The following is a 13,702-nucleotide window of genomic DNA, read 5'->3' as shown; positions in this document are numbered from 1 at the left end:
CGCTCGGCCCCGGCATGAAAGCGGCGCGACGCGTGTCGCCCGCGTGGAATTATCTCGGCGTCTTACCGTTTTTTGCGTTTGCGGTCTTGTTCCTGCTGCTGCCCACCGCGTGGCTGATGGTCGGTGCGTTCCAGGATCCACAGGGCCATTTCACGCTTGAGAATTTCCGCCAGTTGCTTCAGCCCAGCGTGCTCGACGCGTACTGGATCAGTTTCAAGGTCAGCGCGGCATCGGCATTGGGCGGCGGTGTGCTCGGGCTCCTGCTGGCCTGGGCGGCGGTGCAGGGCAAGCTGCCTGTGTGGATTCGCCCGACCCTCATGACATTCTCCGGCGTGGCGTCGAACTTCGCGGGCGTGCCGCTCGCGTTCGCGTTTATCTGCACGCTTGGGCGCGTCGGGCTCGTCACGGTGTTGCTGAAGAAGTATGTCGGCATCAACCTGTATTCCACGGGCTTCAGCATCCTGAGCTTCACCGGCCTGACGCTGACCTACCTGTATTTCCAGATCCCGCTGATGGTGCTCATCATCACGCCCGCGCTCGACGGCCTGAAGCGCGAATGGCGCGAGGCTTGCGATTGTCTGGGCGGAAGTGCGTACCACTACTGGATGTTCGTCGCGCTGCCTGTTCTCTGGCCGAGCGTGCTCGGCGCCACGCTGCTGCTGTTCGCCAACGCGTTCGGCGCGGTGGCAACGGCTTATGCGCTCACGGGCAGTTCGCTCAACATCGTGCCCATTGTGTTGTACGCGCAGATTCGCGGCGACGTGCTGCACAACGAGAATCTTGGTTATGCGCTCGCGCTCGGCATGGTCCTTGTGACCGGCTTGTCCAACGGCGGTTATATCTGGTTGCGCTCGCGCGCTGAAAGGGGCCGTCGATGAGCACCGTCACCACAGTCACTCCGACTCCGGACAACAAGGTCCGGGCCCAGACTCGGGCGGGCGCTTGGATCGCCATGCTCATCGGTGCGCTGTACTTCCTGTTGCCGCTGGCGGCCACCGTGGAGTTCAGCCTGAAGATGCGTCGCGATGAATACAGCTTCGACGCCTACCGCGTGGTCCTCACCGATCCGCATTTCCAGGCGTCGTTTGGCTACTCCATCATGATGGGCGTGTTCGCCATCGTGCTCGGGGTGCTACTGGTTGTGCCGACCGCCTACTGGGTGCAGTTGCGCTTGCCGAAGCTGCGTCCGCTGATCGAGTTCATCACGCTGCTGCCGCTCGTGATCCCGGCCATCGTGATCGTGTTCGGCTATCTGCATATCTACAACAGCAGTTCGTTCCTGCCGCTCACCGGCAATGAGCGCGCGACCGATTTCCTGTTGATCTGCGGTTACGTCACGTTGTGTCTGCCCTACATGTACCGCTCGGTCGATGCGGGCCTACGCGCCGTCGATGTCCGTTCGCTCACCGAAGCGGCCGAGTGCCTGGGCGCGAACTGGCCGACCATCCTCTTCAAGATCATCTTTCCGAACGTGCGTTCCGGGATCCTGTCGGGCGCGTTCCTGACGTTCGCGGTGGTGATCGGTGAATTCACGCTGGCGAGCCTGCTCAACCGTCCGGCGTTCGGGCCGTACCTTCAGTTGATCGGCGCGAACCGGGCGTATGAACCTTCGGCGCTCGCGATCATCGCGTTTGCTATTACGTGGGCCTCGATGGGGCTTATTCAGGTCTTCGGCTCGGCGCGCTCTCTCGCCGGACAAAAAATTTAAAGGGCAGGCTTGTCATGGCACTTCTCGAGATCGAAAACCTTTCCAAGACGTTCGGCACGAACACCGTGCTGCATCAGTTCGACATGCAGATCGAACGCGGCGAATTCATCACCTTCCTCGGGCCGTCGGGTTGCGGCAAGACGACGGTACTGCGAATGATCGCCGGCTTCGAAACCCCCACGCGCGGCACGATCAAGCTCGGCGGGCGCGACGTCACCCACGTGCGCACGCGGCAGCGCAAGGTCGGCATGGTATTCCAGTCGTACGCGCTGTTTCCGAACATGACGGTGGCGGACAACATCGGCTTCGGACTGAAGGTATTGGGGCGTCCGCAGGCGGAGATCAAGGCGCGGGTGAAGGAAATGCTCGAGCTGATCAAGCTGCCTCACCTGGCCGACCGGTATCCGTGGCAGATGTCGGGTGGTCAGCAGCAGCGAGTGGCGCTCGCGCGGGCGCTTGCCAATAAACCGCAGGTCCTGCTGCTCGACGAACCGCTGTCCGCGCTCGATGCGAAGATTCGCGTCTCCTTGCGTGAGGACATTCGCAACTTGCAGCGCGAACTCGGCATTACCTCGATTTTCGTGACGCACGATCAGGAAGAGGCACTGTCAATTTCCGATCGGATCGTGGTGATGAACGAAGGGCGCGTGGAGCAGATCGGCACGCCGTCGGAGATCTATAACTTTCCGCGTACGCGTTTTGTGGCGTCGTTTGTCGGAACGTTGAACCTGCTGTCGGGACAGGTGGTGGATCCGGCGAGTGGGAAGATCGTGGTTGGCGGTCAGGAATTGCGGACCTCGCACGCGCTTGGTTCCGCCGATGCCGGCAAGCAGCGGATGCTCGCGGTTCGGCCGGAAGCGATCGTGCTGGAAGCGCCGGCGAACGGCCGCAATACGCTCGCAGCGACGGTTGAGGATGTCAATTTCCTCGGCGCGGTGGTGCGGATCAGGACGCGCGTGGACCAGTCCGTGATTTCACTCGATGTCTTCAACGATCCGAATCGGCGTTTGCCGGAACGCGGGCAACCCGTGGCGCTTGGGTTCTCGCACGAGAACCTGCTGGTGCTGGAGGAGGGGGCTTGAGCATTGGCTAGCTGAAGCCGCCCGAAGCGGCTTGACGACGGGTGCTGGTTCAAGAGGCCGCTTTGCATCGCGCGAGCGGCCTTTTCTGTTCGGAGAGGCCGAGCCGTCCCGGATCCTGGCGCTGGAACGGCCCTTATTTTCCCCGGCGTCGCCGCCATCCGGTCACCCCTCCAAAACGCGACACACTCTCCACCTTCGTCTCAAAATGTTAAGGTAGTGCTCGGTTTATTTTGAGACGGACAGCAAAAGCGTGATTTTCACCACCCATCTGAAGGTTCTAGGCGTTTCCCTCGCCGCATCGATTCTTGTTCTCAGCGCTTGCGCGCCCCTGCCGACCGACACCGGCGCGAACGCGCCGGCAGGCGCAAGCACCACGCCGGTGGCCGCAGCCAAAACGCAATCCACCCCGAAACGTTCTGCACAGGTCGATTCTTCCGGCGTTCCTGGCGAACAACGCATTGAGGTCGGCGGCCCCAACGGCTACCGCACCGAAGTCGCCATCAGGCCGCCCAAGCAGGTATGCGATCTCGACGCCTTCGCCGACGGCGTGCAATACGGTTATGCCTACACGTGGAATCGCCTCGTGATGGAACAGGCGCGCGAAGGCGGCAAGACCGCCGGTGCGCCGCAACCCCAGTTCGATCCCTCAGCCATCCGTTTGCAGGACGAGCAGTACAAGATCGTGTGGAACGGTGACCAGCGGGTGAATGCGTGTGCGTCGGATGGTTATCTGATCGGGCGCATCGTGGGTACGCACCGGGCGTACACCGATCTCAAGGGCGGTGCGAGCTGATTTTCCCGCGCGTGGCTCAGTCGCATTTGTGGGCGTCGGCCACGTAGGCTGCCGCGCTCACGATATCGCCGTAAATCGTATATCCCGTGCCGTTCGCCGACGGTTCCGCGTCAATCAGCAACATGGTCTGTCCATTCGCGCCGTGCACGGTGATCACGCTGCCGTCCGCGTTCGGTGAGTATTCGGCGATCTTCAGTGGCCGCGTGGCCCATTTTGCCTTCACGCAGGTCGCGAACGGCAGCGTCTTGAGTTGCGACGTTCCCGAGCCGACCGGCACCGTCTTGATCAGCGAATCGTATTGGGTCACACAGGCGCTCAAGGCGAAGACGGCGACGGAGAGGGTCACAGCGGCGGCGAGGCGTGGCGTTTTCATACGGTAGAACCTTTTATCGATGATAAATGCGGCGCCCGGGAGGCGTGCATCGGAGCCAAGATGCTAACCGCTCACCCGGTCAGGTGTGAAGAAAACGGCCGAACAGGCACAAAACCGCTGCTGGACTCGCCCGAACGGCATAGTCTCCGAGACTTTTCTTAAGTCCCGTCAACCTACGCCGTTATACAACCGTTGCTAACCGTAACGTTCTATTCAGGTTTTTGAAATCTGAATGAGCGCCGGATAGATGCGCAACGGTCCGGCTTTTGGCCGCCAGAACCAAGAACCAACAAGAACGCTAAAAAGCCGCAAGGCCAGAAGGCGTTGGAGCAAGTCCGGTAATCCGCATGTCTCGCAGAAATAGTGTCAGTTCAGTTCCTTCGCTGGAGTCGCTGCTCCGCTTGTTGAAAGCGTGGCGGCTGCAGCGTTTCACCACGCCACTGCTCGCACTGGTCGTGTGTGCGCTGCTGCTGGTGGTATTCCAGCATCTGTCGCACGCCGTCAACTATAAAACGGTCGTTCACCAATTGCGCGCGCTGCGCTTCGAGGCGTGGGCCGGCGCGCTCGCCGCCACCGTGCTGAGCTACGTGGCGCTGGTTGGCCGCGACGCCGTGGGCCTGCGATACCTCGACACCAAAGTGCCCCGTTCCGTGCTGTGGGTCGGGGCGACAGTCGCCTCCGCGCTCGGCAACGCGACCGGTTTCGGCGCGCTGACCGGCGGCGCGGTGCGCTGCCGCGTGTATGGCGTCGCGGGCGTCACGCCCACGCAGGTCGGCCACCTGACCGTGTTCACGAGCGTGACGCTGGCGCTCGCGTTGGCGTTGATGACCGCGGTCGGCATGGTGAGCGCCGCCGATACCCTGGCCGCCATGCTCCATGCATCGCCGGATTTGCTGCGAGTAAGCGGTAGCGCGGTCCTGGCCGGATTCGCCGTCATGATCGTACTGTGCCGCGCTGCGCCCAGAACGCTGCGGGCGCGCTGGAACTGGCTTGCCGTCACCATTCCGGCACGCCGCGACCTGGTTGCGCAACTCCTGCTCGCCTCACTCGACGTGTTCGCCGCCGCACTTGCGCTGTGGGCCGTACTGCCGCACGCCCAGGTGGGCTTCGGCGAATTCCTCACGGTGTTTTCCGCGGCCATGCTGCTCGGCATGATCGGCCATACGCCCGGCGGTGTCGGCGTGTTCGAGGCGGCGATGGTATTTGCGCTCGGCGGCAGCGTGAATACGCCCGAAATGCTGGCTGCGCTGCTTGCGTATCGCGCGATCTATTTCGGCCTGCCGCTGATCGCGTCCACGTTCGTCCTGGCGGCGTTCGAAGGCCGCGCGCTCAAGGGACGCTTCGCGTTCCTGAATCCATCGAATGTGTCGCAGCTCGCGCCCGTGTTCCTGAGCGTGGTGACCTTTGTGGTCGGCGGCATGCTGGTGATTTCCGGTGCAACACCCGCTTTCGGCAAACGCATCGCCATACTGCAAGCCGTGTTGCCGCTGTGGGTGCTCGAAAGCTCGCAACTGCTGGGAAGCGTGCTGGGCGTGGTTCTGCTTTTCGTTGCGCGCGGTTTGCTGCGCCGTCTCGATGCTGCCTGGTGGCTGGCCATCACGCTCGCGGTAGCCAACCTGGCGCTGTCGATGGCGAAGGGACTGGCGTTTGTCGAAACAGGTGTGCTCGCGGTGCTGATCGCCATGCTGCTCGCGACCCGTGACCGCTTCAACCGGCGTTCTTCGCTGCTGGCTGAGGGGTTCACGGCGAGCTGGCTGGTCTCGGTGGGTATTGTGATCGGGCTGGCGGTGTGGATCCTGTTGTTCGCTTTTCGCGATGTCAGCTACAGCCGCGACCTCTGGTGGCAATTCGCCTTCGACGACCGCGCGCCGCGCGCGCTGCGCGCGACGCTCGCGGCGGCTCTGTCCGCCGCGTTGTTCGCCGTGTGGCAGTTGTTGCGTCCGGCAGCCGGCCGGTTCGAGAAGCCCGCGCCGCAGGACTTGCTCGATGCCGCACGCATTTTCCGCGCGCAGGAGCGCAGCGACGCCGGTCTGGCGATGATGGGCGACAAGAGTTTCGTGTTCTCGACCTCGCGCGAAGCGTTCCTGATGTACGCGAAACACGGACGCACCTGGGCGGCGCTGCACGACCCTGTCGGCCCGCGCCGCGAATGGGCGGAACTGATCCGCCGGTTCGTGGAAATGGCGCATGCGCACGGCGGTCGCGCCGCGTTCTACCAGGTTCGCGCCGACGCGCTGCCGCTTTACCTCGACGCCGGTCTCACGCTGATGAAACTCGGCGAGGAAGCGCATGTGGTGCTGGAGGATTTTGACCTGAAGGGGTCGCATCGCGCTCACTTGCGATACGCGCTGAAGCGCGGCGAACGCGACGGTTTCGACGTGGAAGTCATCGATTCCCCGCGCGTTCCCGGGTGCATGCCGGTCCTGCGCGAGATTTCCGATGCGTGGCTGGGAAGCCGCGAGGCGCGCGAAAAGAGCTTTTCGGTTGCGGCCTTCACCGACGATTACCTCGCCGCGCAGTCCGTGTTGCTGGTGCGCCAGCAGGGCAAGCCGGTGGCGTTCGTCACTTTCATGACGACCGACCTGAACACCGAGGCCACGGTCGGCGTGATGCGGCATCAGCCCGACGCGTCGCCGTACGCGATGGAATATCTGTTCACGAAGCTCGCGCTGCATTTGAAGCAGGCGGGGTTCCGGACCTTGAGCCTGGGCATTGCGCCTTTGTCCGGCATGCAGCCGACGCCGCTTGCTTCGCCGTGGCATCGGCTGGCCGGTCTGGTCTGGCGGTTCGGCGGGCGTTTCTACAATTTCCGGGGCTTGCGCGGTTTCAAGAGCAAGTTCCAGCCGCGTTGGGAACCGCGTTATCTGGCGGCATCCGGCTCGGTGGGCGTGTTTTTCACGCTCGCAGATCTCTCGTTGCTGGCGGGAGGCTGGCGTTCATGACATTTTTCAGGAAGTTCGCGGTTGTTTCCCTGCTGTCTGTGTTGTCGATTTCAATGGCCCATGCGGCCACCTTGCCCGGCGGCCGTTATGGCGACGTGACGTTCACGAAACCCGCCGGTCCCATGCGCGGCTTCGTCGTGCTGTTCTCCGATAAAAGCTGGACCCCGGCCGACACCCAGACCGCCGACGCGTTGGCCAAAAACGGCGCGATGGTGGTCGGCGTGGACACGGCGCGCTACGCGGCGAAATTGCCGTCGCTGAAGGAGACTTGCCACAACCTGGTTGGCGATGCCGAATCGGTGAGCCATCAGCTTGAACGCGAAGTGCAATCCAGCCGTTATTTCGCACCCATCCTGACGGGCACGGGGCAGGGCGGCGTGCTGGCCATGAAGATCCTTGCGCAGGCGCCGGACAACACGGTGGCGGGTGCGCTCGCGCTGAATCCCGATCCCCGGCTGGATGCGCGTTTCAACCTGTGCCCGCCCGATCCGACCATCACGCACGCGAAGGGCCTGCCCGGTTTCTTCGATAAAACCACGCAGCCCGCCAGTGCTTCGCAAGCCGATGCGCTGCTTGCCCTCGCCGCGCCGCATCTGAAGGCAGAGCAGATCCGCGATGAAGACGTATCGGATTTACCGCTGATAGAACTGCCCGCCGCGCGTCCGACGAACCTGCTCGCCATCGTGATTTCCGGCGACGGCGGCTGGCGCGATCTCGACAAAACCATTGCGGAGTCGTTGCAGCAGGATGGAGTGTCGGTGGTCGGCATTGACGCGTTGCGGTATTTCTGGAGCGCGAAGACACCCGAGCAGACGAGCCACGACCTCGCTCGCGTGATCCAGGCTTACAGCGCTCGCTGGCACTCGGAGCATGTTGCTTTGATCGGCTATTCATTCGGCGCCGACGTCATGCCGTTCGCCTATAACCGGTTGCCGGATTCGGTGCGCGCGAAGGTGTCGCTTGTGTCGTTGATGGGCTTTGCGCCCGACGCCGATTTCCAGATTCGCGTCACGGGCTGGCTCGGCATGCCAGCCAGCAGGGACGCGCTGAAAGTGCAGCCGGAACTGGCGAAACTGCCGCCCTCGATTGTGCAGTGCATCTACGGCGCGGCCGAGACAGATACGTTGTGTCCCACACTGACGCAGACCGGAATAGAAGTGGTGAAGACCACCGGGGATCACCACTTCGGCGGCGATTACACGCTGCTCGCGCGACACATCCTGGCCAGCTGGCAGAAGCAGGTCGCCGCGCGGACCTGAACCGGGCGGCGGTCGGCTTTCAGCGCTAACCAGGGATCAGGCCGTTACGCCGGGCTCGAGCGGCCCGATGAAATCGCGCTTTCCTACCGGCACGCCGAGATGCCGGAGGATGTCGTAAGCCGTGACAATATGGAAATGGAAGTTCGGTAACCCGAACTGGAACAAATACTCCGCGCCGCTGAATTTCAGCTCCAAGTCCTTTTGCTTGATGGTCACGACACGCGTATCAGCCCCTTCGAACGTCCCCGCATCAATCCCTTTCAGATACGCCGTCGTTTTCGCGATGCGCTCCCGCAGTTCAGCGAACGTTGTTTCGGTATCGTCGAAACGGGGTGCGGCGACGCCCGACAGCCGTTCCGCCGTTGCTTTCGACGTGTCGCTTGCGCGCTGGATTTGAGCCGAGAACGGCAGCATGTCCTCGGCTAGCCGGGCGCTCGTTACGTCCGCGTCGCTCAAGCCCTTTTCTTCGGCGTGGGCGGCGGCTTTATCGAGCAGGGAAGCGAGCACGTCGAGGCTACGGATCAAAACCGGAACGGTCGCGCGATACATTGAAACGGACATGATGAGGCTCCTGACTGGACGGGCCATCAGCATACCGGGACGTCGCCCATAGCGCTTTTTCCGCCGTTCGAGCGCCGCGTTCTTCCGGCACGCGTGTGCCATTTTTCAAGCTTGCGAAACGTCCGTCACGCTCGCTGCCAAAGGCGAAAGCCGCGCGCGTAAGACGCCGCGCATGAGAAACTCTGCGTTCGAACTGCCGCCAAACACGGCTATCATTGACATTTAAACGGCCGGGACGTCCGTCATGATTTCAGACGATATTACTCAGGAAATACAGCGCATCGACCGTGAGGCACTGCGCGAATTCATCGACCGGAAGTGGGACGACGAGATTCTCCCCGCGCTCACGGACTACATCGCGGTGCCCGCAAAGAGCCCGATGTTCGACCTCGACTGGGCACGCAACGGATATATCGAACGCGTCATTACGGACGCTGCGCAATGGGCCGAGCGGCAACCCGTGCGCGGCCTGAAAGTGGAAATCATCCGCTTGCCCAATCGCACGCCCGTGATCTTTTTCGAAGCACCCGCTACGCGTTCGAACAGCAGCGACACCATTGTTCTGTATGGCCATCTCGACAAACAGCCTGAGTTCGACGGCTGGCGTCGCGATCTCGGGCCGTGGTCGCCCAAATACGAAGACGGCAAGCTCTACGGCCGCGGCGGCGCGGACGACGGTTACGCCACCTATTCGTCAATCAGTGCGATCGCCGCGCTGGATGCCCAGGGTGTCGAACGGCCGCGCTGTGTCGGCATTATCGAAACATGTGAGGAATCGGGCAGCTATGACTTGCTGCCGTACATTGATGCACTGCGTGAACGGCTCGGCAACGTGAGCCTCGTGATCTGCCTTGATTCCGGTGCGGGTAACTACGATCAAGTCTGGCTGACAACATCGCTGCGCGGTCTGGTTGCGGGCGACCTGGAAGTGCAGGTGCTCGACGAAGGCATTCACTCGGGCACGAACGGCGGCATTGCACCGTCCACGTTTCGCATCATGCGCAGGCTGCTGGAACGGCTCGAAGATTCGAGCACCGGCAACCTGCTGCCGAAGGGTTTTCACTGCGACATTCCGTCGCGCCGGCTGAGCGAAGCGGAAGCAACGGCACGCATTCTTGGCGACGATGTATGGAAGAAACTTCCGTGGACCTGCGGGCAAAATGGCGGCACGGTGTTGCCCGTCACCACGGACCCGCGTGAAGCGTTGCTCGATTCCACATGGCGGCCGTCGCTGGCAGTGACCGGGGCGGAGGGGCTGCCGTCCCTGATCAATGCGGGCAATGTGCTGCGCCCGCGCACCGCGTTCAAGTTGTCGTTGCGCCTGCCGCCGCTGGTTGAAGCCACGAAGGCACTTGCAGAACTCAAGGCCATGCTCGAAGCCGATCCGCCTTATAACGCGAAGGTCACGTTCAAGCCCGAGCGCGGCGAAGCGACCGGCTGGAGCGCACCCGAACTGTCGCCGTGGCTGGGTGACGCCCTGAATGACGCCTCGCGCCGGCATTTCGGCGCGGATGTCGCGTTCCTTGGCCAGGGCGGTACCATTCCGTTGATGAACACATTGCAGGAAGGCTTTCCGCGTTCGCAGTTCATGGTGTGCGGCGTGCTGGGACCGAGGTCGAACGCGCACGGCCCGAATGAATTCCTGCATGTGCCTTTCGCGAAGAAACTCACGGCGACGGTCGCCGAGGTGATCGCGGCGACACCTTGATGGCGGGTGAGCGACCCTGACTTTCATACGGCGCGCAGCTTTGCGCGCCGTTTTATTTGTACGCCACGGCGATGAACCGGCGGGCAGTTGAACCGGGTTGAATTTGGTTGAGTTTGGTTGAGCCTGAAGTGAAGTCCTTTCAAATACCAGGAGACGCAGTCTCATGAGCACTGAAACCACGCGCGAATCGCGCATTGCCCCGGATACCTTGCACGCCTATGTCAGCGCAATATGGACCCACGCCGGCAGTACGCCGCGTGAAGCTGAACTGGTGGCTGATCATCTGGTGATGGCGAATCTGTCGGGACACGATTCGCACGGCGTCGGCATGATTCCGCGCTATATGGCGTCACTTGCGGACAACGAATTGAAGCTCAATACCCACGCTGACATTGTCCGCGATGTCGGTGCGGTGCTGACTATCGACGGTCGCAAGGGTTTCGGCCAGGTCGTGGCGCATGAGGCCATGGAACATGGGATCGAGCGGGCAAAAAAGCTCGGCGTGTGTGCGGTCGGTTTGCGCAATGCGCATCATATTGGGCGCATCGGGCATTGGGCCGAGCAGTGCGCGGCGGCGGGTCTGGTCTCGTTTCACTTCGTCAATGTGGCGGGCGACCCGCTGGTCGCGCCGTTTGGCGGTATTGACCGGCGCTTCGGCACGAACCCGTTCTGCGCCGCGTTTCCGCGCGAAGGCAACACGCCGCTTGTGCTCGACTTTGCGACCGCGGGGATCGCCTATGGCAAGACGCGCGTGGCCTACAACAAGGGCGTAAAGGTCGCGCCGGGTTACCTGATCGACCACGCGGGCGTGCCCACCATCGAACCGAAGGTCATGCACGAAGCACCGTTCGGTTCGCTCACGGCAATGGGGGCGCACAAAGGCTATGGCCTCGCCGCCATGTGCGAGATTTTCGGCGGTGCGCTATCGGGCGGTTTCACGACCCATGCGGACACGCTGGACAAGACGAACGCGATCATCAATTGCATGACGTCGGTGATTGTCGATCCGAATGCCTTCGATGCCCCCAACGCGCAGGCCGAAGCCGATGCATTTGTTGAATGGGTGAAGGCGTCGCCACTCGCGGCCGGTACGGATAGGATCATGGTGCCGGGCGAGCCGGAACAGGCGCGGCGGGCCGATCTCAACGCGAACGGCATTCCCATCGATCCCACCACGTGGCAGCAAATCCGTGCCGCCGCCGTGCAGTCGGGCATGCCGGCGGGCGCGATCGAGGAGTTCGTGCGAGCGTTGAAATAAGGCTGGTTTTGCACGGGTTGCCCTGGAGCAGCCGCGCGGGCGAGGGACCCTATCCAGCCTCGCCCGCGCGGCGTGCAACTGCCGGTTAGCTTGTCTGCACCATCTCGTTGCTGATCCAGTCGGTCACCGACGTCCGCTTCGGTTCCCAGCCCAGCAGTTCCCGCGCGTGTTTGCCACGCACCCGGCTATTCGATCCCAGCCCGTACGACGCCATTTCGTAGCCCCATTCCTTCTTGGCTTCCTCGAGCGGCCAGTCTTGCGGCGCGCCGAGACCGAGTACCTTGGCCATTGCCGTCGTCATATCGCGGAAGGCCGCTTCGCCGCTTTCGACGAAATAGAACGTGCCGGCCGGCGATTTTTCAAGCGCACGCGCGTACAGGTCGGCGACATCGTCAATATGCACGTTCGACCAGATATTGCGTCCCGGTCCCACATGCCGCACGACGCCGCTCTTTTGCGCCTGCGCCAGCAAACGCGGCAACTGGACGCTTTTCGCGTTCGCCATGGCGCCGTGGCCGTAGATCAGCGTATTGCACAGCACGGATGCACGCACGCCCCGTTTGGCTGCGTCGAGCACGAGATTGTCTATGGCCACGCGCGCGGCTTTGTCGGCGGTCGGTTCGGGCAGTTTGTCTTCGTAATAGATCGCGTCCGACCCTTCGCCGCCGGATGCATCGCCGACAATGCTCGAGCCGCTCGTGTGCAGCAGCGGTTTGTTCGAGCCTGCGAGCCCTTCGATCAACGCCTCGACCGCACCGCGATGGTCGCTGCTGGCGGCGTTGATAACGCCATCGGCTGCCTTGGCTTGGGCGATCAGCAACGCACGGTCGTCCAGGCTGCCGATCACGGGTTCAATGCCCAATGCCTTGAGTTCGTCCGCCTGTTCCGGGCGGCGGATGAGGCCGCTGACCTGATGGCCGTTGCGGGCCAGGTGCGCCGCAATCGAGCCGCCGATAAAACCGCCTGCGCCAGTCACAAAAATCTTCATGTCCATTCTCCGGTCCCATTGAGTCGATGCATGCAGTATCCCCGTGTTCGACTTTCGCAAAGACAGTGTTAGTCTCAAATCAATCTTGATTTAGAATCAACAATGGATAGATGAAGACGACCACTGAAGAACTGCTGGCGTTCGTGACCGTGATCGACAGCGGTTCGATCACAGCGGCTGCCGAGGCATTGCAGCAAACCGTTTCCGGCGTGAGCCGGGCATTGACGCGGCTGGAGCAGAAGCTGGACGCCACGCTGGTTCGGCGGACCACGCGGCGCCTGCAACTCACCGACGAAGGCGAACTTTTCCTTGTGCGTGCCCGCGCCATCCTCGCTGCGATCGAAGACGCCGAGGAGTCGATCGCCCGGCAACGCGAACGGCCGGCGGGGCGTTTGCGGGTGGATGCCGCGTCGCCTTTCATGCTGCATAGCATCGTGCCGCACGTGCAGGCGTTCGCCGCGGCGTATCCGGAAATCGTGCTGGAATTGAGCAGCAATGAGCGAATTGTCGACTTGATGGAGCAGCGCGTGGATATAGCGATCCGGATTGGCGCGCTGCAGGATTCCACGCTGCACGCGCGCGCGCTCGGCAGCAGCCGGCTGCGTATCCTGGCGAGCCCTTCATATCTCGCGGAACGCGGGGAACCGCGCACGGTGGCTGAATTACGGCGGCATCGGCTGATCGGTTTCACAGCGCCCGAGAGCCTGAACGACTGGCCATTGATCGATGACGACACGGCTAACCGGGGCGGCGGCGCGCGCTTGCGGATCGTGCCGGACATCGCGGCATCGAGCGGCGAGACCATGCGGCAACTTGCGCTGGCCGATGGCGGGATCGTCTGTCTCGCTGCGTACATGACCAGCGCGGATGTAGCCAGTGGACGGCTGCAAACCGTGATGGATCCCGTTCTACTCGACGTTCGCCAGCCGATCAGCGCGGTGTTCTACCAGAGCGCGTCCATGGCGCGACGGGCGAAAGCCTTCCTCGATTTCCTCGCCGGACGGTTGGTGCTTTAAAGCGCGCGACGTAT

12 protein-coding genes are annotated in these 13,702 nt (G+C 62.6%); 9 read left to right on the top strand and 3 right to left on the bottom strand.

The genetic code is table 11. The features are described from left to right. The first annotated feature begins 14 nt into the window (after positions 1-14). The 4 genes from AWB69_RS22225 to AWB69_RS22210 all read left to right on the top strand — a co-directional run bounded on the left by AWB69_RS22225 (position 15) and on the right by AWB69_RS22210 (position 3,583). Entirely contained in the window at positions 15-878 is an 864-nt protein-coding gene (locus tag AWB69_RS22225) for an ABC transporter permease (protein WP_231937196.1), read from the top strand. Further along, positions 875-1,708 (top strand): ABC transporter permease, encoded by an 834-nt coding sequence (locus tag AWB69_RS22220; RefSeq protein ID WP_062088774.1) that lies wholly within the window; start codon positions 875-877, stop codon positions 1,706-1,708. Before AWB69_RS22225 ends, AWB69_RS22220 begins: the two co-directional genes overlap by 4 nt. 14 nt (positions 1,709-1,722) lie before the next feature. After that, a complete protein-coding gene (locus AWB69_RS22215) occupies positions 1,723-2,790 on the top strand; it encodes an ABC transporter ATP-binding protein (protein WP_062088772.1) in 1,068 nt (355 codons plus the stop codon). 250 nt (positions 2,791-3,040) lie between these two features. After that, complete coding sequence (locus AWB69_RS22210) at positions 3,041-3,583, top strand: hypothetical protein (protein ID WP_062088770.1); 543 nt, start codon at positions 3,041-3,043, stop codon at positions 3,581-3,583. A gap of 16 nt (positions 3,584-3,599) precedes the next feature. On the opposite strand, the gene AWB69_RS22205 is transcribed toward AWB69_RS22210, so the two are convergent. Beyond that, on the bottom strand, positions 3,600-3,956 hold the full coding sequence (locus AWB69_RS22205) for a hypothetical protein (RefSeq protein ID WP_062088768.1): 357 nt from the start codon (positions 3,954-3,956) through the stop codon (positions 3,600-3,602). Between the two features lie 347 nt (positions 3,957-4,303). Between AWB69_RS22205 and mprF the strand changes: the two genes are divergently transcribed. Then, positions 4,304-6,898 carry a bifunctional lysylphosphatidylglycerol flippase/synthetase MprF gene (gene mprF, locus AWB69_RS22200; RefSeq protein ID WP_082913520.1) on the top strand — a complete coding sequence of 865 codons (2,595 nt, stop codon included), beginning with the start codon at positions 4,304-4,306 and terminating at the stop codon, positions 6,896-6,898. Beyond that, on the top strand, positions 6,895-8,157 hold the full coding sequence (locus AWB69_RS22195) for a virulence factor family protein (protein ID WP_062088766.1): 1,263 nt from the start codon (positions 6,895-6,897) through the stop codon (positions 8,155-8,157). Before mprF ends, AWB69_RS22195 begins: the two co-directional genes overlap by 4 nt. 36 nt (positions 8,158-8,193) lie before the next feature. Here the strand turns inward: AWB69_RS22195 and AWB69_RS22190 are convergent, their stop codons facing one another. Further along, entirely contained in the window at positions 8,194-8,718 is a 525-nt protein-coding gene (locus AWB69_RS22190; protein ID WP_062088765.1) for a DUF1993 domain-containing protein, read from the bottom strand. A gap of 244 nt (positions 8,719-8,962) precedes the next feature. Here AWB69_RS22190 and AWB69_RS22185 point away from each other — a divergent pair, with 244 nt between their 5' ends. Both AWB69_RS22185 and AWB69_RS22180 read left to right on the top strand, forming a co-directional pair. Continuing rightward, complete coding sequence (locus tag AWB69_RS22185; RefSeq protein ID WP_062088763.1) at positions 8,963-10,426, top strand: M20 family metallopeptidase; 1,464 nt, start codon at positions 8,963-8,965, stop codon at positions 10,424-10,426. 163 nt (positions 10,427-10,589) lie between these two features. Further along, a complete protein-coding gene (locus tag AWB69_RS22180; protein ID WP_062088761.1) occupies positions 10,590-11,684 on the top strand; it encodes a malate/lactate/ureidoglycolate dehydrogenase in 1,095 nt (364 codons plus the stop codon). An 85-nt stretch (positions 11,685-11,769) separates the two neighbouring features. Here the strand turns inward: AWB69_RS22180 and AWB69_RS22175 are convergent, their stop codons facing one another. After that, on the bottom strand, positions 11,770-12,672 hold the full coding sequence (locus AWB69_RS22175; protein WP_062088759.1) for an NAD-dependent epimerase/dehydratase family protein: 903 nt from the start codon (positions 12,670-12,672) through the stop codon (positions 11,770-11,772). Positions 12,673-12,782: 110 nt separating this feature from the next. Between AWB69_RS22175 and AWB69_RS22170 the strand changes: the two genes are divergently transcribed. Further along, positions 12,783-13,688: a LysR family transcriptional regulator gene (locus AWB69_RS22170; protein WP_062088757.1), complete on the top strand. Its 906-nt coding sequence runs from the start codon at positions 12,783-12,785 to the stop codon at positions 13,686-13,688. Positions 13,689-13,702 lie beyond the last annotated feature (14 nt).

The sequence above is a fragment of the Caballeronia udeis genome, assembly GCF_001544555.2.
In the GTDB taxonomy this organism is placed as follows: domain Bacteria; phylum Pseudomonadota; class Gammaproteobacteria; order Burkholderiales; family Burkholderiaceae; genus Caballeronia; species Caballeronia udeis.
The sequence above is the reverse complement of the archived record's forward strand: the minus strand, read 5'-3'. Positions and strand labels throughout refer to the sequence as shown.